The following is a 20201-nucleotide window of genomic DNA, read 5'->3' on the forward strand; positions in this document are numbered from 1 at the left end:
TCCGGCTTTTCCTATCTATCCATCGCTATCCATCTATCCTCTTATTCGTCTATCCTTCTATTCTGCTACCACTCATACCACTCTGCCCCAACTACTCAAGGCGGCAGCCGACGTGTGATTAAGCACTACAGTCGGGATGACTCCGTACGCCATTACTACACTTGTTCCCCGCACGTAACCTGACGGTGCGTCATAGCATAGAAATCTGCCTCAACACCACAAACTCCTTACTGAATCTCATTCCAGAGCGTACGAGCCAGCTGTTGAAAATAAAGCGACTGCGTCCAGCGGTCGCTAATTTCCTTTGTTCGACCTCCGGCTTCGTCGGTCGTGATCGCATAGGAAGCCGGGCCCAGCTCACAAACGAACGGGAACTTTTGTCCCGGCGCAGCCTGCCGCAGCCAGTGACGCATGCCGTCCGCCCACCAGCGTTTATAGTGAACCAGCATCGGATGATCACCATGCTCGCCTACGTCGACTTGGATCTGTTCACCGTTCGACACTCTGGCATGGATGCTTGAGGTCTGCACTAGCAATTGCTGCAGCAGCGCTTCCGCTTCGTCCGGAACATGATGCATTTCCCCCGCTAATACATAATGAGAGTAGTCGATCGTCAGCTTCAAATTGCCGATAGCCCGTACATATTCCGCGGAACGGATCAAATCCTGCGTAATTGTGCCTCGGTGCGTCTCGACAAACACCGGTATGCCTGCTTCAGCGGACAAGCCTTGAATATCCCGAAGCAGCTCCAGTGCAGACTCTCCCGTCACGAATGGGGTGAGCACCTGCGCATTCACATACTGGATGCGTTCCGCGCCATATGCTTGTGCCTCCTGCAGAAACGCCCGCATATCCTCCGCATTTCTCGGATAAGCGTTGACGCTAAAGCTAAGTCCATACTCCTCAAGCAGCCGATTCCACTGCCCGGCCTCCTCCTTAGCTGGCAGGAAGCCGTTAATACCGTCATAACCTGCCTCGGCAATGCGGGCGAACCGCTCTTCCGTGCTCCATTCCCTTCCTGCGTCTCCAAGACCGCTCATCGTCCACCAGGACATTTGAACATCCAGCGCTGGCGCCGGACTAGCAGCGTTTGCATCATTTCGATCAGTGTGGGTAGACGAGTTCATGTTCAATGCCGCAAGGCCCTCCCTCCATGTTCAGCTCCAGCTCAACCTGCGATCCGTCCGCCCGGTACAAAGGCCGGTAGAAATGGCTGATCTTCGTTGCCGATTCGTTCGCATAGTGGCAAATGAAGGCGCGGCGGAAGCGATCCTTCGATTTATTGCGGTACGAGCCGTGAATGAGATTGCCGTTGAAAAACAATACATCTCCCTTATCCATAATTGCCGGGACCGGCTTCTCCTCTTTTGGAGGCTTGACGTAATGCGCGGAAAACGATTCTTTAACATCTGCCTCATCCGGACAGACGATCTCATAGGTATTCGTCTTCGGTACGATCAGCATACCGCCATTCTCCTCGTCTGCTGCGTCGATAGCTGTCCATGCCGCGATACAGTTGCCAGGCTCCACTTTCAAATAGAAGTTATCCTGGTGCAACGCTTGACCGCGGGAGCCCGGCGGCTTGTAATAGAACATGCTTTGAGCGGCCAGCGCCTCTTCACCGTACAAATCACCCAACACTTCAAGCACCGGGGCGTGAAGCATATATTTCCTCGCCGTCTCGTCAATACGATGCGGGTGCAATACACGCGGGTACCGTTTAAGCGGATCGGTGCTTTCCCCTCCTAGCTCAGGCTCAAAATAACCGGGAATCGCTTGCTGGCTGATTTTATCAAACGCCTCTTCAATCTCGGCCACCTGATCCGGACTAAATAGTCCTTTTACAATTAAATAGCCTTCCGTATTAAATGCTTGCAGTTGTTCCTCCGTAAGCACGCGCAATGATTTTGTCATCTTCTGCTAGCCTCCTGTTTCTTCATTTATCTTCATGCTGTAAGCTGTCGATCTAACAACTTCAGTATAATTAAGGAGGCTTAGCGGTTGAATGCCGAAAGATGCTAAAAAGTCACACTATCCTGCTATTTCATATGGCTGGCAAGCGATGTTCTCCTATAGACTGTAAGATGCCTAAATCGACAACAACGCAAAAATAGCGCTCCAGCAAGAGCTGTATGCGCCATTTTACATTTTAACCTTCACCGCGTTTGACCTTATTCGCAGTTAACCGTCTCTTCATTTAACCATTCGTCTGAGCAGCGGGAAATCCATCGGACCGCTCCTGCCTCTCACGAACCTCGCCATAAAAAAACCGTTCCGCCTTATCCCGATGCACAGCGTGCACATGTTTGCCAATGGCGGTGACTGCCGCAGCAATGACAGTTGCATCGTCTGTAAAGCCAAGTCCCAGCAGCGCATCGGGAATAGCATCAATCGGACTAATAAAGTAAGCGAGAGCGCCAAATGCGATTCCTTTGGCATACAGAGGCGTTTTGGCGTCTATCGCGCAAAAGTACATCGATACCGCTTCCTTCGCGAACGGAACTTTACTCGCATATTTTTTCATTTTGCTCCAAAACTTTTTCTTTACAACCTCTTCATCACGCTGGCGCTTGCCCTCTTCTTCAAGCTGATGCTGTACGATCTGCTGCATCTGGCGCTCCCCCTTCCGAACTCATTCCTAGATTACCTCCATTATAGGCCACAACAAACCGCCATGACTTCCGTCTCCGGTATAGTATCGTCCCCGCCTTACGTCCAGCATGACGCACAGTAACCCAGCGATTATTTTGCCAGACCGGATTATAGAAATCGGTGAAAAAGTAGTACAATAGAGAAGAATTAACGAATTGAAGGAGGTACGTTCCGTATGAATTATGAAAGTTATTTTCAACAATTAAGGGAGCAGCATCTGGAGCAGTTAAAGCAATTTCTGACCATTCCAAGCATTTCCGCTCTCTCCGAGCATAAGCAGGATATGAATGAAGCCGCACAATGGGTGGCGCAAAAGCTGAAGGAAGCCGGCATGGATATCGTTGAGGTGCATCCGACGTCTGGGCACCCCATCGTCTATGCAGAGCATCTGCATGCACCGGGCAAGCCAACCGTCCTCATCTACGGACACTATGACGTTCAACCTGTCGATCCGCTTCATCTATGGGAAACACCTCCCTTCGAGCCAACCATTCGCGGCGGCAAGCTCTACGCACGCGGAGCAACGGACGACAAGGGACAGCTTTTCCTACATATTAAAGCCGTTGAGGCGCTGCTCCGCCAAGAAGGCGAGCTGCCGGTCAATGTGAAGTTCTGCATCGAGGGCGAAGAGGAAATTTCCAGCCCAAGCCTGCCTGCATTTATGAAGACGAACGAAGAAAAACTGGCGACCGACGTCGTCGTCATCTCCGATACCTCGCTGCTGGAGAAAGGCAAGCCAGCTATCTCAACTGGTCTTCGCGGCCTTTGCTCGCTGGAGGTTGCCATTCAAACGGCCAATACCGATCTCCACTCCGGCACGTATGGCGGCGGCGTTCCGAATGCGCTTCATGCATTAATCGAGCTATTGGCTTCCTTGCATGATGACAAAGGACGGATAACGGTAGAAGGCTTCTACGAGGGCGTTCCCGAGCTTTCCGCGGCGATGCGCGAAGAATTTGCCAAGCAGCAATTTAATGAAGAGAAGCTGCAAAATCATTTAGGTCTGGATGCCTTGTACGGCGAGGAAGGCTATACTTTCGTAGAACGTACAGGTGCGCGTCCGACGCTGGAGCTGAATGGCGTTTATGGCGGTTTTCAGGGCGAGGGCACGAAAACGGTCATTCCGAAGGAAGCTCATGCGAAAATCACATGCCGTCTCGTCGGCAGCCAAGATCCTGTCGCCACTTTGGAGCGCATTTCCGCGCATCTTCATACGCATGTGCCAACAGGAGCGAAGCTTACTGTGACACCTGGGGAGAAAGCCCGCGCATTCAATATGGACCCTAGCCATCCAGTGCTGCAAACAGCGGCCGATGCCTACGAAGAAGTATATGGAACGAGAGCTCTCTTCACGAAAGACGGAGGCTCCATTCCGATTGTCGAGACCTTCTCGCGAGTGCTCTCCGCCCCGGTCGTTATGATGGGCTTCGGACTGCCCGACGAAAACCTGCACGCTCCTAACGAGCATTTCAATTTGGAGAACTTCGATAAAGGCTTGCTGACAATCGTTGCGTTTCTGAAAAGGTTATAGGGATGAGCGAACTCGAACTCGAATTTGAACAGTTACAGCAGAATTTACCCGGATGGGTCAGAGCAAGCCAGCCTTGCTCGGCCCACGGCCGGGTAGCCGCCTACATTCCCGAGCTGTCCAAAGCACCCGGCGAGGCGCTTGGCATCCATCTGATTGATGCACAGGGACGTACCTTAACGGCAGGCGACAGCAGTCTTTCCTTTACGATGCAGAGCATTTCTAAGGTGTTTACATTAATATTGGCGCTCATCGACAACGGCGAGAAAAAGGTATTCAGCAAGGTGGGCATGGAGCCGACCGGCGACAACTTCAATTCCATGCTGAAGCTGGAGCTCGTCCGGCCTGGCATCCCGTTCAATCCTCTGATCAATGCCGGAGCGATTGCCGTCTCCTCCATTATTGGCGGTGACAGTCCGGACGAGAAATCGTCGCGTGTCCTTCAATTTTTCCGGAAGCTTGCTCATAATGATTCACTTGATTATGATTACGAAGTGTATCGCTCTGAGTCGGATACGGCGAATTTGAACCGTTCGATGGGGTATCTGCTCAAGGATAACGGTGTTCTGGAGGGCGACGTGGATGATGTTCTCGACGTCTACTTCAAGCATTGCTCTATTAATGCAACCTGCGCCGATTTATCGCGTATGGCGCTCGTGCTCGCTTTTAACGGTACTGATCCTATTACGGGAGAGAACCTTATTCCAAGACGTTATGTCCAAATCGCCAAAACGTTCATGACGACCTGCGGCATGTACAACGCTTCCGGGGAGTTTGCCATACAGGTAGGTCTTCCTGCCAAAAGCGGCGTGTCCGGCGGCATTCTATCGATGGTGCCCGGCCGGTACGGTATCGGCGTTATTGGTCCTGCCCTCAATGCAAAAGGGAACAGCATAGCGGGCGTTCAGTTGCTGGAGACGATGTCTCAGCAGATGGACTGGAGCCTGTTCTAGCCGCCAGCTTATTTTTCCATAGAAAATAGGGAGAACAGCAGGTATAATGTTCGTATACCAACTTTTGGGAGGACGCCTCTTTTGTCGAATTTTGATAATGGACCGCAGTTTCAAAACTATAACCAGCCGCCTCATCCGAACCAGCCCTGGATGCCTACGCCTCCAGCACGGACAAACGGAAAATCGATTGCGGCGCTCGTATTAGGCATTTGCGCAATTATCGTACCTTATCTGGGATTTATTATCGGAATCGTCGGTATGATTATTTCATCGCTTGCCTTAGGCGAAATTAAGAAAAAAGGTGAGCAAGGAAAAGGGCTGGCAATAGCTGGTCTGGTGACAAGCATTATCGGTACGGCGATGTACGCCTTTATCTTGCTTATTCTAATCTTGATCTTCGCCTTTGCAGCAGATAGCTATGATAGCAGCAATTTCAGCTATAACGTAGCTGGCAACTAATTGAGCGATTAAATGTTTATACGAAAAAACCGCGCCATAGCGGCTCTTTACAGAACGGGGGGTTCTGCTGAAAGAGGATGGCGCGGTTTTTTTATTTGGCCGAAGCGGCCTATTCAGGCACAGCATGAGCAGCCGAATCAGTTTTCTTTCATAAATTCCTCAAGATCTTTATCCGCCTTGGATTGGTTGCAGAAATTGCACGCACACACACAATTGTCGGGAGTCGTATGCCCGCCTTTAGCCCGAGGCAGCATATGATCGATCGTATCGCCGTAATCGCCGCAGAAGTAACAGGTATAATTGTCCCGGGTCAATATATGCTTGCGGAAATCTTTGTTGCTGAACAGTCTGCGAATCGTATGCCGATTCACCACGACAGCAGCCCGCTCCTTAACAAGAATGATGGCAAGCTCTATATCGATCTCCTGATACCAGCGTCTGCCTTTGTCGGTTTTGCCGCGCATCCAGATCGTTCCTTGACGAGTTGGCCGCAGAAAGGCCGTATCGGTAGGCGAATGATTAGAGGGCTTCGGCTGCTGGCGCTGCTTCGTTTGCCGTGAAGCCTGTCTGGTACGCGGCCTGCGTTTCGGGTCAGCACCATTAGAAGCAGGAGCAGCTTTGCCCCCGTCTGAGCTAACCGGAGCTCCACTTTGCACGGATGCACCTTGACCTTCAACGGACGCAGCCGGGCTATTATTACTGGCTGCCTTGGCGCCCTTCCGCTTGGCGGCTGCCGTTTTCCCCGGCGTATGGCCAGCGATAACCGCTGTTGCCGAAGCAGCAATACCATCCGCGACAATAGCCGATGGCGCAGCTTGAATAGAAGCCGCTTTATCCGCTGCCTTCCCTTCCACTGTTGCTGGCGCAGTTGCGGCGCGGCGTGTTTTACGGCAGGAGCGGCAAGCTCCCCGCCTCGATTGTGTGCCGGAGCGCCGGCCGGTACGGCGCAAAAACTCGTTCATCGGCTTTGGCTCATGACAATGAGCACAATATTTCAAAGTCGGTTGTTCGGTATCTGCCATCGGTTGCTCCGGGCAATCCCATGTTGCCTACTGCCCGCTATCTTCCCCTCGATTTTTTTATCATTGTAGCATGAAACATGGTTAGCGCGTACTTGGCGTGTGACAATGATTCAACGAATCATCATGGTGCGGATTGCGGATTGCTGCTTACAGCTTCATCCGGTAAATCGGCTTGTTCTCCAGTCCGCGGATAAACGGCGTCCATGGCTCGGATTCCGGCGTCGTATCCAGCGCATCCTCAACCATTTGCAGCTTCGCATCCATGGCGTCGATATGATGAAGAGCCACCGCCTCCGCCGTTTGCGGCTGAACGGGGCTTCCCCACTCTCCCAAATTATGATGCGACAGCACCAGATGCTGCAATCCGATTACTTTCTCGGATTCCAAATCTATTCCGCTATGTATGGCCGCTTCCGTAATCCAGCTGGAGGCCAGCGATATATGTCCAAGCAATTTCCCTTGAAGGCTGTAGTCCGATACGATGCCAAGCTGCGCGATCATTTCCTCCGGCTTCGCAATATCATGCAGAATAATGCCCGCTTTAATGAGATCCGGGTTTAAGAACGGTCTTTGCTTGCAGATGAATTCACCAATTTCCAGCATTCTTACAATATGATAGGCAAGTCCGGCAAAATAAGCGTGATGATGCGTCTTCGCTGCGGGATAATGACTCAATTTGTCATCTACCTTCGCAACACAATAATCGACGATGCGGCGAATCTCTTCGTCCTCAATGCTGCTTTGCACTTGCTTGATCGCATGAATAAGATCATTTGGCGAGATCGGCGCCGAACGGATGAAATCGGTCAAATTCACTTGATCTTCTTCGGTCGTGAGCCGCATGCGCACGATTTTGATTTGCAGTTTCTCGCGGTAAGTCTGAACCACACCATGAACCTTTACCAGCCCCATTGGGAAAAAGGTTTCCTTGTCCGTGGACGACACGTCCCAGAACTTGGCGGACATTTGCCCGCTTCCGTCGCAGAGCACGATATCGAAATAATCTTTCGGCGTAGCTCCGTTAGTCAGCTTCACTTCAAGCTCTTTCAACAAATAGTATCCTGTAAAATCGTCCGAACTCGCTAATTGTTTAATTAATGTCATCGTCGTTCCTCTCTTCTTCCGTTCTCCCGGTTTAAACCTATACGACCATTATACAATGGAATGCCCTGGAGTGACTCGGTTTTATTGAAAGGTTCCTCAACCATTTCTCTTCCTGCCAAGGCCAGCCGCCAGCAAAAAAAAGCCGCAATCCCGTTGTTTGCTGACAACGGCGATTACGGCTGCATTTATTTCACTGCGGTTTTTTCCCGCAAAAATCGATAGAGCAGCGCAAAGCCGAGTACCCCGGCAAGTGCCATAACTCCGCTTGCGGCATACATCGGCTGCGGGCCATAACGGTCGAAGAGCCAGCCGCCTAAGAAGCCGGCTACGATGCCGGATAGTCCGCCCCAAGTTAAGGCATACCACGCTTGGCCCGACGCCCGGAATTCGGCTGGAACGAGCAGCGCGGTAAGCTGTGTCCCGATATAATAGAACCCTCCGAAGGTCAGGCAATGGAGCGCTTGAATGAAAATGATATGCAGCGGGCTCTCGGCAACCGCCATCAAAGACCAGCGCAGCGCATACAGCACACTGATGACCGCAAGACATAACATCATGACACGGACATTTTTACGCAAATAACGGTCCAGCAGCAAAAATATCGGAATTTCGAAAATCGAGGAAAAAAAAGCCGACCAGCCAATTACGCCTGTCTTTCCCCCTAGCTCTGCGATATAAAGTCCAACGAAGGTTGTATTCATCGAGTTTGGTATAGACAGGACAAGACCGATAATGAGAAACAGAACAAACGGCCAGTTGCGGAGCATGGAGCTGCGGCTGACTGGAGCCGTTCCCGCTTGAGGCGCCGCAACCGGTACTCCGCCTGGCGGAAGCGTAAAGGCAAGAGCGATAGCGAGCAGCATCATGACGCTGTAGACGATCCATAAACGTTCGATGCCCATTCCGCCAATGACCGGTCCCGAAGCGACCGCTAGCAATGCCCAGCCAAGTGACCCCCACAGCCGAAATGCGCCGAATTTATGGCCAGTCCCTTCTATAGCATTCAGTATCAAGCTGTTGCTTTGCGAGAACAGCGGCATTTGAAAGAAGAAAAAGAGCAGCATGCACGCATAGATAAGCGTATAGGAATGGACGAGAAATACGAGCTGCATGACCAGTAAATTGCCGATCAGCATGACGATCAGAATTCGCCGGATGTTGCGGAACCGGTCGCTTAAATAACCCCAGAACGGATTGGCGATCAGCGATACAACGGGGCCTCCTGCCATCAGAGCACCAATCTCAATCGTCGACATCCCTTGCGACTGCAAATATAAAGCGAAAAAAGTGCTGTAAATCGCGATCGTTCCATATACGAAAAAGTTAAACGCCTTTATGGAGCGGTATCCCATGCTGGCGGCCGTCAAAGATGCGGATGAATTCATAGCGTCCTATCCGCCATTACAGCTTCACGGCTGTTGACCGCGACGCCTCCGCCACTTCCTCTGCCGTCACTTCCCGGCCTAGCTCGTCGGATTTATACATGCCCTCGCTAATCAGCATTGTATTTAGGGCAATCTGCGCCGTCGGCAGCAGATCCACTCTGCCCTGAAGCGCAGCTACCCAATGATGCTGCGAGGAATCATAAGCATCTTCATTCTCCCGCAATCGGTGCCAGCGAATATCCATCATATCGAGATCAATCGTGCTGTCCATATCGATATCACAGACGGTGCTATGGAAGCTAAACGGCTGAGCCGCGGCACCCGATCCGTCATTCGGCAGTCGAATGCCTCCCTTAGAGCCCGCAATACTGCTGCCTTCAAAGCCGCCGAGATGAATCGACCACGATTCGATGATATCCAGCGTCAACCCGTCTCGAAAGCGGACAAGACCAGAGGCCAGCTCCTCAACATCAAAGCCGCTGGTCGCTTGCCGGTCGGCCAGCATATCCATCTCCTGATACAGCTTGCCAGAGATCCGCTCCACACTAGGATTGCCTAGCAGGTAAAGCAGCTGCGAAATATGATAGACGCCCATATCCAGCAAAGCTCCGCCGGCAGCCGTTTCTTTTCTCGTAAAATAGGGAGTGCCGTAACCGTCGACGAATGGCCGGTTGCGTCTGCGGAAACCTGTGGAACGCGCATGATACAGCTTGCCCAGCATGCCTCCGTCAATAAGCTGCTTGGCCGCTTTCGTCTCTTTCCGATACAGCAGCCCCAATTGGATATGCAGCTTTTTCCCGCTCTCTTCCGCCGCGGCGGTCATGCTCTGACCGTCAAAGTACGTGCCGGCAATCGGCTTTTCGCAGTAGACATGCTTGCCTGCCCGCAGGGCGTCAATCGTTACCGGCGCATGGAAGTTGTTATGGAGGCAGACATCGACGGCGTCCAAATCATCCCGCTCCAACAGCTTCCGATAATCCGAATACACATGCGGAATGCCATATTGCCCGGCTACCCGCTGCGCTTCCGCTTCATTGACATCGCATACGGCGACAAGCTCCGCCCCTGGAATCGCCTGATACTGCTGCACATGCATTTTGCCTATTTGTCCGACTCCAATGATGCCGATCCGTATCCGTTCCATGCTTAAGCCTCTCCCCTTTGCAAATCAGCTTCATTCGCCAGATGTTGTTGTACCAGTCCGATCAGCCGCGCTGTCTCGGCGTATTGATCAGCCGGCGCATTATGCTCGATGCCCCAATATCCGTTGTAGCCCGCGTCTCGCAGCGTACGAATCGTTTGAATAGCGTCAGGAGATGATGCTGTTTCCGCATCGAAATGCGTATGATACGCCCAAGGCGCGACAAGCTTGTCACCTTCCTCACGATCGGCGCGCCAGCGTCCCAAATGAACGAGGAAACCGAACGCAGGATGATCTACCGCCTCTGCCAGCCGCTTCAATTCCCTAGGCTGCAGCGATGCGCCCATATGGTTTTCCGGACCGATCCGAAAGCCGTTATCCGCTCCAAATTCCGAGAACTCCTGATAACGCCGCACCGTAAATTCGAATTGCTCCTCGCTCATCGGCTCGGTATCCGTATAAGAGCCTCCCGTATCAATCCGTACCGTTTCCGCGCCCAGTATAACCGCCGCCCGCAAATGAACGAGCGCATTTTTGTACAGATGCACTCTCATCTCCGGGTCCGGATCCCATAAATGTGCGCCATCGATCGCGAAATTAACGACCCGGAGCTCCCGATCATCGAGCGCTTCTTTGATTTTCCGAATATATCCTTCATCCGCCAGCTTCATGACCGGCTTGCTGCTCCGATCGATGAAAAACCCGTTCCACAAATCAGCAACGTCCAGCCCATAGCGGTATTTAACCGTTTCCAAATAACCGAATACGTCCATCTTTCCTTCTAAATACGTGTTGTTGAACGAATAGCCTCCAATTGAAATGTTCATAAGCAGCACCTCTCCCGGCAGTCATTATGTTCCCAACTCCATTATAGACCTCTGTCCAAAACGGTCAGGGGCTCTTTTTTCTTCGAGATGGGGTAAATTTCTATCGTTAGCGGTGTTGAAAACGATGCAAATTGGGTATAATGGATACGCGAACTATGACGAATTGTCGAATGGTAGCGTAATCAATCTATTTTCAATATAATAATGATACATAATCGTTATTTTAGTTATGGTGCATGTTTATACTATAATGGTTTTATATGAATGTTCTAATTCCGTCCCAATGAACTTCAAAATCCGTAAGGCGGAGGTATCTGACAATGTCAGCTGGTAATGATCAGACGCAAAACCCTTGGGCATCCTATTACGGGCCCAACCTAGGTTATGTGCAAGAACAATATGAATTGTATAAGCAAAATCCCGAATCGGTCGTAGCGGAATACCGCGATCTGTTCGCGCGCTGGGGCGAGCCGCCTCAATACGCCGGACAACAACGCGCTCCAATTGGAGCGGCTTCCGAAGGCACTTCCCACATTAACGCTAAAGTATTGCAAAATCTCGTAGCCGCAGGCAAATTCGTATGGAACATACGTGCCTTCGGCCATTTGGCTGCGGACATTGATCCACTCGATATCAGTCCGAAATCGAATACGAAGATGCTGGATGCGGCAACTTACGGCTTAACTGCAGCCGACTTGGCAGGATTGCCTGCTGAGCTCGTATGGACTAAAGCCCCTTCCGACGTATCCAACGGTCTGGAAGCGATAGAGAAGCTTCGCAAAGCCTATACCGGTACTCTCGCTTACGAATTCAGTCATGTTCACAATGAAGAAGAACGCCTTTGGCTGAAACAAAAAGTTGAGAAAGAAATTCCAGAAATCTCTATGGATGCAGAGGAACGGAAAAAACTGTTGAAAAAGCTTTACGAAGCCGAGCAGTTTGAAGACTTCTTGCAGCGCACTTTCGTCGGCCAAAAACGTTTCTCCGTCGAAGGCAACGACGTACTGGTCGCTCTCGTGGATGAAATGGTTCATGAGCTTTCCAACGACGGCGTCAGCCATATCCTGATGGGAATGGCGCATCGCGGCCGTTTGAACATTCTCGCCCATGTCCTTGGCAAGCCTTACAGCAAAATTTTCTCGGAGTTCCACCATTCGCCTAACAAAAAGCTTATTCCGTCCGAAGGCTCCATCGGTATCAACTACGGCTGGACCGGCGACGTTAAATATCACTTGGGCGCCAACCGCTCGTTCAAAAACGGCGAAACGGTCGAAACCCGCATTACGCTTGCTAACAACCCGAGCCACTTGGAGTTCGTCAACCCTGTCGTTGAAGGCTTCACACGCGCGGCGCAAGACGATCGCAGCAAACCGGGCTACCCGCAGCAAAATCTCGAAGCAGCTGCTTCGATTATTATGCACGGCGATGCAGCATTCCCTGGCGAAGGCATTGTAGCGGAAACGCTGAACATTGCACAGCTGACAGGCTACTCGCATGGCGGTACGCTTCATATTATCGTCAACAACCGAATCGGCTTCACGACGGAAAGCCATGACTCCCGCTCGACGCATTACGCGAGCGACGTTGCGAAAGGCTATGAAATTCCAATCGTGCATGTCAATGCCGATGATCCAGAAGCCGTTATTACCGCGGCACGGATGGCATCCGAATACCGGACGGTCTTCAAGAAAGACTTCTTGATCGACTTGGTCGGCTACCGCAAATACGGACATAATGAGACGGATGATCCGGAAACGACTCAACCGCTTATTTATCGTAAAGTGAAAGCTCACCCTACCGTTAGCCGCATCTATGCTGACAAACTGGTAGCAGCAGGCGTTATTACAGAAGCCGAAGCAGAAGCTTTGAAGCAAAGCGTTATCGATACGCTGAAAGCCGCTTACGAGGAAGTAAAGGCCCGCGACGGCAAAGAGCCTGTCCACCAAACGCCATCTTTGCCTCGTGATCAGGAATTCGGCAAGGATGTTCAAGCCGTTTCCGTCGAGACACTGCGTGAAATCAATACCGAGCTGCTCCGCTGGCCGGATAACTTTACGGTCTATCCGAAGCTGCAGCGTATCTTGGAACGCCGTGCTACGGCGCTTAACGATGGAGAGAAGCTGGATTGGGGTCATGCGGAGACGCTTGCCTTCGCCACAATTCTCGCCGACGGCAAACCGATTCGGATCAGCGGCCAAGACGTAGAGCGCGCTACATTTGCTCACCGTAACCTGGTGCTGCATGACGCCGAGACCGGCAATACGTTCAGCCCGCTGCATCAATTGCCGCAAGCGAAAGCCTCATTCGCCATTCACAACAGCCCGCTGTCTGAGGCTGCTGTACTCGGCTTCGAATATGGCTATAACGTTCACGCACCCGAGACGCTCGTCATCTGGGAAGCGCAATACGGCGACTTTACAAACGTAGCGCAAGTGCTGATCGATCAATTTATATCTGCCGGCCGCTCCAAGTGGCAGCAGAAGTCCAGCTTGGTTATGCTTCTCCCTCATGGCTATGAAGGCCAAGGACCCGAGCATTCCAGCGCTCGTCTAGAGCGTTTCCTGCAGCTTTCGGGCGAAGAGAACTGGACGGTAGCCAACTTGTCCAGCGCTGCGCAATACTATCACTTGCTGCGCCGTCAAGCCTCGATTACGGAGAGCGAAGCTGCTCGTCCGCTTATCGTTATGGCGCCGAAGAGCCTTATCCGCAACCCGCGTGTCGCTTCCAGCGTCACCGAGCTCAGCGAAGGCAGCTTCAAGCTAGTCGTTGAACAGCCGGGTCTGGGTGCTCGTCCGGATCGTGTTGAGCGTCTGGTGCTTGCAACAGGCAAAATGGCTATCGATATCGAAGAAGCGATTGAAAAGGACGAGAGCGGAGACAAGGACTGGCTTCACGTCGTTCGCGTCGAGCAGCTCTATCCGTTCCCGGATAAAGAAATCAAAGCGATTATCGAGCGCTTGCCGAGCTTGAAGGAAATCGTATGGGTTCAAGAAGAGCCGCACAACATGGGCGCTTGGAGCTATATGGAGCCTCGCGTTCGCAAGATCGCTCCTGCAGGCGCAAGCGTAAGCTACATTGGACGTCCAGAACGCTCCAGTACGGCAAGCGGCTTCCAGCAGGTACACGCTTTCGAACAACAACATATCCTTTTGCAAACGTTGAAATATAATCCATCACTCACAACCAACTCGGGGAGGTAGTCGCATTGCAACAAATTATAGTTCCAGCCATGGGCGAATCCATTACTGAAGGAACAATTTCGAAATGGGTCGTTAAAGTAGGAGACGCGGTTAAACAAGGCGACGTGCTTCTAGAACTTGAAACCGATAAAGTCAATATTGAAATTAGCGCAGAGCAAGACGGCGTACTGCAAGAAATTACACGCAACGAGGGCGACACCGTTCAAATCGGCGAAGTGATCGGCAGCATCGGAGCAGGCAGCGGCGCTGCTCCAGCTCCAGCTGCTGCACCGGCAGCTGAGCCTGCGAAAGCTCCAGCCCAAGAAGCTGCACCTGTTCAAGCAGCAGCTCCAACAGCTCCGGCTGCTGCAGACAAAGGCGGTCAAGTGAACGCTTCTCCTGCAGCTAGAAAGCTTGCAAGAGAAAAAGGCATCGACCTTTCTCAAGCACAATCGTCGCTGAGCCGTGTTAGCTCGGACGATGTTCGCGGTTACGGACAACAGCCGGCAGCTCCTGCAGCTGCTCCGGCTCCAAAAGCAGCAGCTCAACCGGCCTTTACGTCGAACAAGCCTTACGAGCGTAAGAAAATGTCCCGCCGCCGGGCGACAATCGCCAACCGCCTCGTTGAAGCGCAAAGAACAGCAGCCATGCTGACAACTTTCAACGAAGTCGATATGACAGCGATTATGGATGTTCGTAAACGCCGTAAACAAGCTTTCTTCGACAAGCATGACGTAAACCTCGGCTTTATGTCCTTCTTCACGAAGGCTGTCGTTGGCGCATTGAAGGAATTCCCTCTTCTGAACGCTGAGATCGATGGCGATGACATTATTGCGAAACAGTTCTACGATATCGGTATCGCGGTTTCCGCGAAAGAAGGCTTGGTCGTTCCAGTCGTTCGCGATGCAGACCGTCTGAGCTTCGCTGAAATCGAGAAGCAAATCGTTGATCTTGCCGGCAAAGCACGCACCAACTCGCTTGGTCTGGCCGAGCTGCAAGGCGGCACATTCACAATCACGAACGGCGGCACATTTGGTTCCCTGCTGTCGACGCCAATTCTGAATGCTCCACAAGTCGGTATTCTCGGCATGCACAAAATCCAGCTTCGTCCGATGGCAATCGACGCTGAGCGTTCGGAAAACCGTCCGATGATGTACATTGCCCTTACTTATGATCACCGGATCGTAGACGGCTCCGAAGCAGTTCGCTTCCTGGTCAAAGTAAAAGCGATGCTTGAAGATCCAGAAACGCTGTTGCTGGAAGGCTAATTCCACAAGCAGAATGAATAAAGAAAAGCCCGACGCGAATGCGCCGGGCTTTTCTTTGTTTGCTATTGCTCCGTTAGACGAACTTGCGACTCGTCTTTTTCCCGTCACAGCTGAACACGATTTTTTTATCCTCCACTACTGTTTCGAGATGAACCGATTTGCCCCAAAGCTGAACGACATAGGGAAGCGTGCGCTCTACATATTTCAGATCCAGTTCGGTCCCCTCATAGCTATGCTTCAAATAAAGCTCACCTACCCGGTTGAAATCACCGTCAAATACGACGATATTCGGAAAGCCGCCATTCACTTTCGAATAGACGAGCTGCTCGCGGATATTTTCCCATGACTTATCGGTTATTTTCCACTCTGGTCCCTTCTTCTCGAAGATGTACAGGTCAAGATCGTCCACCAGCTCTTTTGTCAAATAATTGCGAAGGAAGGAGATGTCGGAATCGGCTTCCCGCACCTCGAACATTTTGTTACGTCCTTGCCCGGGAACGCGGCCAAAGCGCTCTTTTTCAAGAGCAGTCGGCTTATCCCAGCGGCGTTCGATGTCTTCGAATATTTTCAAGCCCAAGTAATAAGGATTTAAACTATGCCGGGATGGCACAACGACAGATGAATTCAGCTTGGCAAACTCGATCGTCTCGTCGCTGGTCAGCGGAAGCTCGCGAATAATGCGTTGATGCCAATACGAAGCCCATCCCTCATTCATAATCTTCGTCTCAATTTGCGGCCAGAAGTAGAGCATTTCATCGCGCAGCATCGACAAAATATCACGCTGCCAGTCTGCCATCTGTGGCGAGTATTCCTCGATGAACCAGAGCAGATCCTTCTCCGGCTCCGGAGGAAACCGCTTGGCTGCTGCTGCTGCAGCAACTGCCTCCTCTTCAGCGGCTTCGTTTTCTTCCTCATCAAGCGACCATAGATCCTCGTAGTCGGATACATTGTTGATTTTCGAGGAACGGTTCTTCTCCTTCGTCAGAAGCTCGATGTAGCGCATTTTGTCCAGCTGATACGGTTTTATGATCGTAGGGTCTACATGCTCCTGAATCGCAAGCACTGCATCAATAAATTTTTCGACCGCCTCTGAGCCGTGGTCCATCTCATATTGATGAATACGATCGGCCGTCGCAGACATGCTTTCCACCATATTGCGGTTCGTCGCTCCGAAACGTGCATTGTTTTTGAAAAAATCGCAGTGGGCAAGCACATGCGCAACAATCAGCTTGTTCTGGATCAGCGAGTTGCCTTCCAGCAGGAAAGCATAGCAGGGATTCGAATTGATGACCAGCTCATAGATTTTACTAAGTCCAAAATCATATTGCATTTTCATTTTATTGAAGGTTTTTCCAAAGCTCCAATGGCTGAATCTCGTCGGCATGCCGTAGGCACCAAACGTATAAATGATGTCCGCTGGACAAATCTCGTAACGCATCGGGTAAAAATCAAGGCCGAACCCTTCTGCGATTTCCGTAATTTCATCGATAGACCGCTCCAAAGCGCGGATATCGTCCTGGTTCATCCGCCATCCCCCTGTACATGTTAATACCGTTCATACCATATGTATGCTTGGCTGTCCTGCGGTATGACGGCTTTGGCAAGGGAATGTGGTCTGTGCGATTGAGATCCATTATCTTCTTTATGTTTATAGCAATCTAATCCTGACTGTTGTATTATTAACATAGATTGTACCAGATTGTTTACATATTATAGGTTTTAATTCATGATTTTCAGTCGAAAAGGATGTTGTCCGCTATTATACCTATCCTAACTTCTATTATTCATGGTCTAATGTATATTATGACGGCGGGATTAATGTTCGTCATTATTACACCAAGATTCTCTTACCCCAACTATCGCCGCAAGCTTCTATTCATTGCTATTCTCGGACTATTGTCTGTTATCTATTTAGGACTTGAACAAACCGATCCGCTTGTATATGCACTTCACTTAACGCCAATTTCGTTGACGCTGGCCGTTTTGTATGAGGGTCTGCTGCCCGGTATCGCCACTTGGGCGGCCTTCTGCATTGGCGGCATTTTTATTATGCACAATGATCCGCTCACGACCTTGATTTCGAGCATTGCACTCTTTGCCGCCGGACTTCTCTGTCACTATAAGCTTGAAGATGTCTCTCAACTGCGAATGTCTTTAAGATATTTCGCTCTCGTCTGCATTTATCTGACGGCTTACACGACTATCACTATTCTGCAGGGCGGCACGTTCGAGCTTCGCACTCTCGCTTTGATTGGCACGGCCAATCTTCTTTCGTCTCTATTCATCAATTACATCTACTTCCACGTCAAACACCAGGAACGCTTTCAACAGGAACTGATTATGTCTGAAAAATATCAAATGATCGGCCACCTAGCTGCTTCCATCTCACATGAAATTCGCAACCCGCTTACAACGACAAGAGGTTTTCTTCAATTAATGGGCAAGGAAGGTCTTGATCGCGAAACGCTTAACCGCTACCGTAAACATGCCTTCGAAGGGGTCGATCTCGCCAGTACGATCATTACTGACTATTTAAACTTTTCCAAGCCAAATGAAGAAAAAAGCCTGCTGTTGGATGTACAGATGGAAATTGACGGCATCATGCCTTGGCTGCAGCCCTACTCGGCTCTGTCGAACATTGAAATCGAAATTCAGCATTTATCACGGGAGAGACTGCTCATACGCGGTGAATCGAAAAAACTGCAGCAATGTCTGCTCAATGTGATGAAAAATGCAATTGAATCCATGCCAGACGGCGGCAAATTGACGGTGCATACACAACTAGTACAAAACTCTATTCAAATTTTGATCCATGATACAGGTGCCGGGATGGACAAATCGCAGGTCAAACGGCTTGGCAAGCCTTATTTTACAACGAAAGAAAACGGGACAGGCCTGGGTCTTATGGTCGTCATGAGTATGATAAAAAAGATGAACGGCAAAATTTTGTTTCGAAGCAAGCCAAATGAAGGAACGATCTGCGAGCTTCATTTTAAACGGGCCGAGTTGTAAGAAGAAAGAAGTCGTCTACAAATATAACAGCCTTTGAGGCTGCCGGGCAATCGGCGCTTCAAAGGCTGTTTTTATAATGCTGTTTGGCGGCATACATCGCTTGGTCGGCATTAGCAATCAGCTGTCTCAGACTGACGTAGACACCCTGATTGGAGCTCACGCCGATGCTCGCCGTAATGAAGACGGGAACATCATCTGTAAGAAAAGGATCTTGAAACGATCTTTCGATCTTCTCCTTGACCGTTCGAATGCCGCTCTCCTCTGCCAATTGCGGGAAGCAGATCAGAAACTCATCGCCTCCGTATCGGATGATGCGATCACTTTTGCGCAGATGGCTTCGCAAGCGATTCGAGATTTGGATCAGCAGCTTATCGCCTGTTTCATGACCAAACTGATCATTGATCCATTTAAAATCATTCAAATCGATAAACATAACGCCAGAAGGCGCTTCCCCATTATCGAATAGCTTGTGAAGATAGCGGCGATTGTACAAACCAGTCAAGCTATCTGTGACAGCCGTGTTCTCGAGATCAATGGCGTAAGCAATGAAAGCCGCCATTGACTGCAGCTGCATCAACTGCTCTTCGGTAGGCTCGAACGGCTCCGTGTGTACGATATGAATCGTACCGTACGTGTGATTGTCTGCCGTTACAATCGGCACGGATAGACGCGGCTTATCCGCCGTCAATTCCATCGTTACCGCATCCGGGTCGTCAGGCTGCTCTTGCATAGCCGGCTCAAGGTGATTAAATGCTTTAATAATGCGGTTGTTGGCACCATCGCAAGCGGTAATGAAAAGCTTGTCCGCCTTTAATTGACGTTTCAAATTATGGATCACGTACGCTAACGCATCCTCTAAACTGCTTGTGGTGGCATTCATGCCCGCTTTTCACTCCCGCTCTATTGATCACCCGCAACTCCCGCTGCTAGATCTAGTTTAGTCGAAACAGTTGTTATACTCAATAATAGATTAATGGGAAATCTTTGGTTTGGGGGCTATTTCTAACCGATTATTCCTTTACGTTTTATTCTCGCATTTCGTTTCCATAAAAATATAAAAAACGCATGCTAATTTTACATGCGGACTGGCTTTGCACGGACTCGCTATGCACGGATTCGCTGCGCGTTTTGGTTCATGCTGCCGTTCTTGATTCCATTGCCTCATCGCTTTCACGATGCACAAGGGATAGAATCTTCAAAATGCCAGCCTGAACTCAAAACGCTCCGCTCATCCCATTCACACGATAAAAGCAGATCCATTCAAGAAATTTCAATATTTGCTTTTGAGCTATACTTGTATTGCCCCAGAGTAACACTCAGGAGCGCCAATACAGATACGAAATCAGCTCCATGAACATAGCCCGGCTATACGAATTGTGAAACAAAATGTAAAAGTGCAGGTTGATGAGCTTCATATGGCCTAAAATCACGATCAGAATGCAAAAGTACATTTGAAATCGCTATATATTGCTCTATAGAACCTTTTTGGACCGATCAAAATGCATATTTGCATTTTGATGCGATAAATCGCCGAAAATGCGGCTGACAACCTGCACTTTTACATTTTGATTGGCATTGTTGGATATTGTACTCATTAAATAAGGATCGTTTTTGTAATTTAAGTGATTTATTGAAGACCTACTTGTTTGTTCTCAAATTGCGCACTGTCGT

Annotated in this window: 16 protein-coding genes; 6 read left to right on the forward strand and 10 right to left on the reverse strand. The window is 50.4% G+C overall.

Annotated elements, in window-relative coordinates; all coding sequences use genetic code 11:
• Positions 1-227 precede the first annotated feature (227 nt).
• The 3 genes from IEX98_RS17000 to IEX98_RS17010 form a co-directional block, all read right to left on the reverse strand.
• Positions 228-1127: a sugar phosphate isomerase/epimerase family protein gene (locus IEX98_RS17000; protein WP_229692245.1), complete on the reverse strand. Its 900-nt coding sequence runs from the start codon at positions 1125-1127 to the stop codon at positions 228-230.
• Complete coding sequence (locus tag IEX98_RS17005; protein ID WP_188890411.1) at positions 1105-1914, reverse strand: phytanoyl-CoA dioxygenase family protein; 810 nt, start codon at positions 1912-1914, stop codon at positions 1105-1107. The genes IEX98_RS17000 and IEX98_RS17005 overlap by 23 nt, the downstream gene beginning before the upstream one ends.
• 283 nt (positions 1915-2197) lie before the next feature.
• The gene (locus tag IEX98_RS17010; protein WP_188890412.1) at positions 2198-2611 is read right to left on the reverse strand and encodes a YkvA family protein; all 414 of its coding nucleotides are present in this window, start codon (positions 2609-2611) and stop codon (positions 2198-2200) included.
• 216 nt (positions 2612-2827) lie between these two features.
• Between IEX98_RS17010 and IEX98_RS17015 the strand changes: the two genes are divergently transcribed.
• The 3 genes from IEX98_RS17015 (at position 2828) to IEX98_RS17025 (ending at position 5592) form a co-directional block, all read left to right on the forward strand.
• A complete protein-coding gene (locus IEX98_RS17015; protein WP_188890413.1) occupies positions 2828-4183 on the forward strand; it encodes a dipeptidase in 1356 nt (451 codons plus the stop codon).
• Between the two features lie 2 nt (positions 4184-4185).
• Positions 4186-5133: a glutaminase A gene (gene glsA, locus IEX98_RS17020; RefSeq protein WP_188890414.1), complete on the forward strand. Its 948-nt coding sequence runs from the start codon at positions 4186-4188 to the stop codon at positions 5131-5133.
• A gap of 81 nt (positions 5134-5214) precedes the next feature.
• A complete protein-coding gene (locus tag IEX98_RS17025; protein WP_229692236.1) occupies positions 5215-5592 on the forward strand; it encodes a DUF4190 domain-containing protein in 378 nt (125 codons plus the stop codon).
• A gap of 137 nt (positions 5593-5729) precedes the next feature.
• Here the strand turns inward: IEX98_RS17025 and IEX98_RS29210 are convergent, their stop codons facing one another.
• The 5 genes from IEX98_RS29210 to IEX98_RS17050 all read right to left on the reverse strand — a co-directional run bounded on the left by IEX98_RS29210 (position 5730) and on the right by IEX98_RS17050 (position 11071).
• Entirely contained in the window at positions 5730-6554 is an 825-nt protein-coding gene (locus IEX98_RS29210; RefSeq protein WP_229692237.1) for an HNH endonuclease, read from the reverse strand.
• A gap of 207 nt (positions 6555-6761) precedes the next feature.
• The gene (locus IEX98_RS17035; RefSeq protein ID WP_188890415.1) at positions 6762-7718 is read right to left on the reverse strand and encodes a 3'-5' exoribonuclease YhaM family protein; all 957 of its coding nucleotides are present in this window, start codon (positions 7716-7718) and stop codon (positions 6762-6764) included.
• 185 nt (positions 7719-7903) lie between these two features.
• The gene (locus tag IEX98_RS17040; protein WP_188890416.1) at positions 7904-9103 is read right to left on the reverse strand and encodes an MFS transporter; all 1200 of its coding nucleotides are present in this window, start codon (positions 9101-9103) and stop codon (positions 7904-7906) included.
• Between the two features lie 16 nt (positions 9104-9119).
• Positions 9120-10247, reverse strand: coding sequence for a Gfo/Idh/MocA family protein (locus IEX98_RS17045; RefSeq protein WP_188890417.1), 1128 nt, complete (start codon positions 10245-10247; stop codon positions 9120-9122).
• Between the two features lie 2 nt (positions 10248-10249).
• The gene (locus IEX98_RS17050; protein ID WP_188890418.1) at positions 10250-11071 is read right to left on the reverse strand and encodes a sugar phosphate isomerase/epimerase family protein; all 822 of its coding nucleotides are present in this window, start codon (positions 11069-11071) and stop codon (positions 10250-10252) included.
• A 320-nt stretch (positions 11072-11391) separates the two neighbouring features.
• On the opposite strand from IEX98_RS17050, the gene IEX98_RS17055 reads away from it, so the two are divergent.
• Together IEX98_RS17055 and odhB are read left to right on the forward strand one after the other, a co-directional pair.
• Complete coding sequence (locus IEX98_RS17055) at positions 11392-14271, forward strand: 2-oxoglutarate dehydrogenase E1 component (RefSeq protein ID WP_188890419.1); 2880 nt, start codon at positions 11392-11394, stop codon at positions 14269-14271.
• Between the two features lie 5 nt (positions 14272-14276).
• Complete coding sequence (odhB, locus tag IEX98_RS17060) at positions 14277-15518, forward strand: 2-oxoglutarate dehydrogenase complex dihydrolipoyllysine-residue succinyltransferase (protein ID WP_188890420.1); 1242 nt, start codon at positions 14277-14279, stop codon at positions 15516-15518.
• Between the two features lie 73 nt (positions 15519-15591).
• Here the strand turns inward: odhB and IEX98_RS17065 are convergent, their stop codons facing one another.
• Positions 15592-17043, reverse strand: coding sequence for a SpoVR family protein (locus IEX98_RS17065; protein ID WP_188890421.1), 1452 nt, complete (start codon positions 17041-17043; stop codon positions 15592-15594).
• Positions 17044-17321: 278 nt separating this feature from the next.
• Between IEX98_RS17065 and IEX98_RS17070 the strand changes: the two genes are divergently transcribed.
• The gene (locus IEX98_RS17070) at positions 17322-18530 is read left to right on the forward strand and encodes an ATP-binding protein (protein WP_188890422.1); all 1209 of its coding nucleotides are present in this window, start codon (positions 17322-17324) and stop codon (positions 18528-18530) included.
• A 58-nt stretch (positions 18531-18588) separates the two neighbouring features.
• On the opposite strand, the gene IEX98_RS17075 is transcribed toward IEX98_RS17070, so the two are convergent.
• On the reverse strand, positions 18589-19410 hold the full coding sequence (locus tag IEX98_RS17075; protein WP_188890423.1) for a sensor domain-containing diguanylate cyclase: 822 nt from the start codon (positions 19408-19410) through the stop codon (positions 18589-18591).
• Positions 19411-20201: the final 791 nt, after the last annotated feature.

The sequence above is a fragment of the Paenibacillus radicis (ex Gao et al. 2016) genome, assembly GCF_014641555.1.
GTDB lineage: Bacteria > Bacillota > Bacilli > Paenibacillales > Paenibacillaceae > Pristimantibacillus > Pristimantibacillus radicis.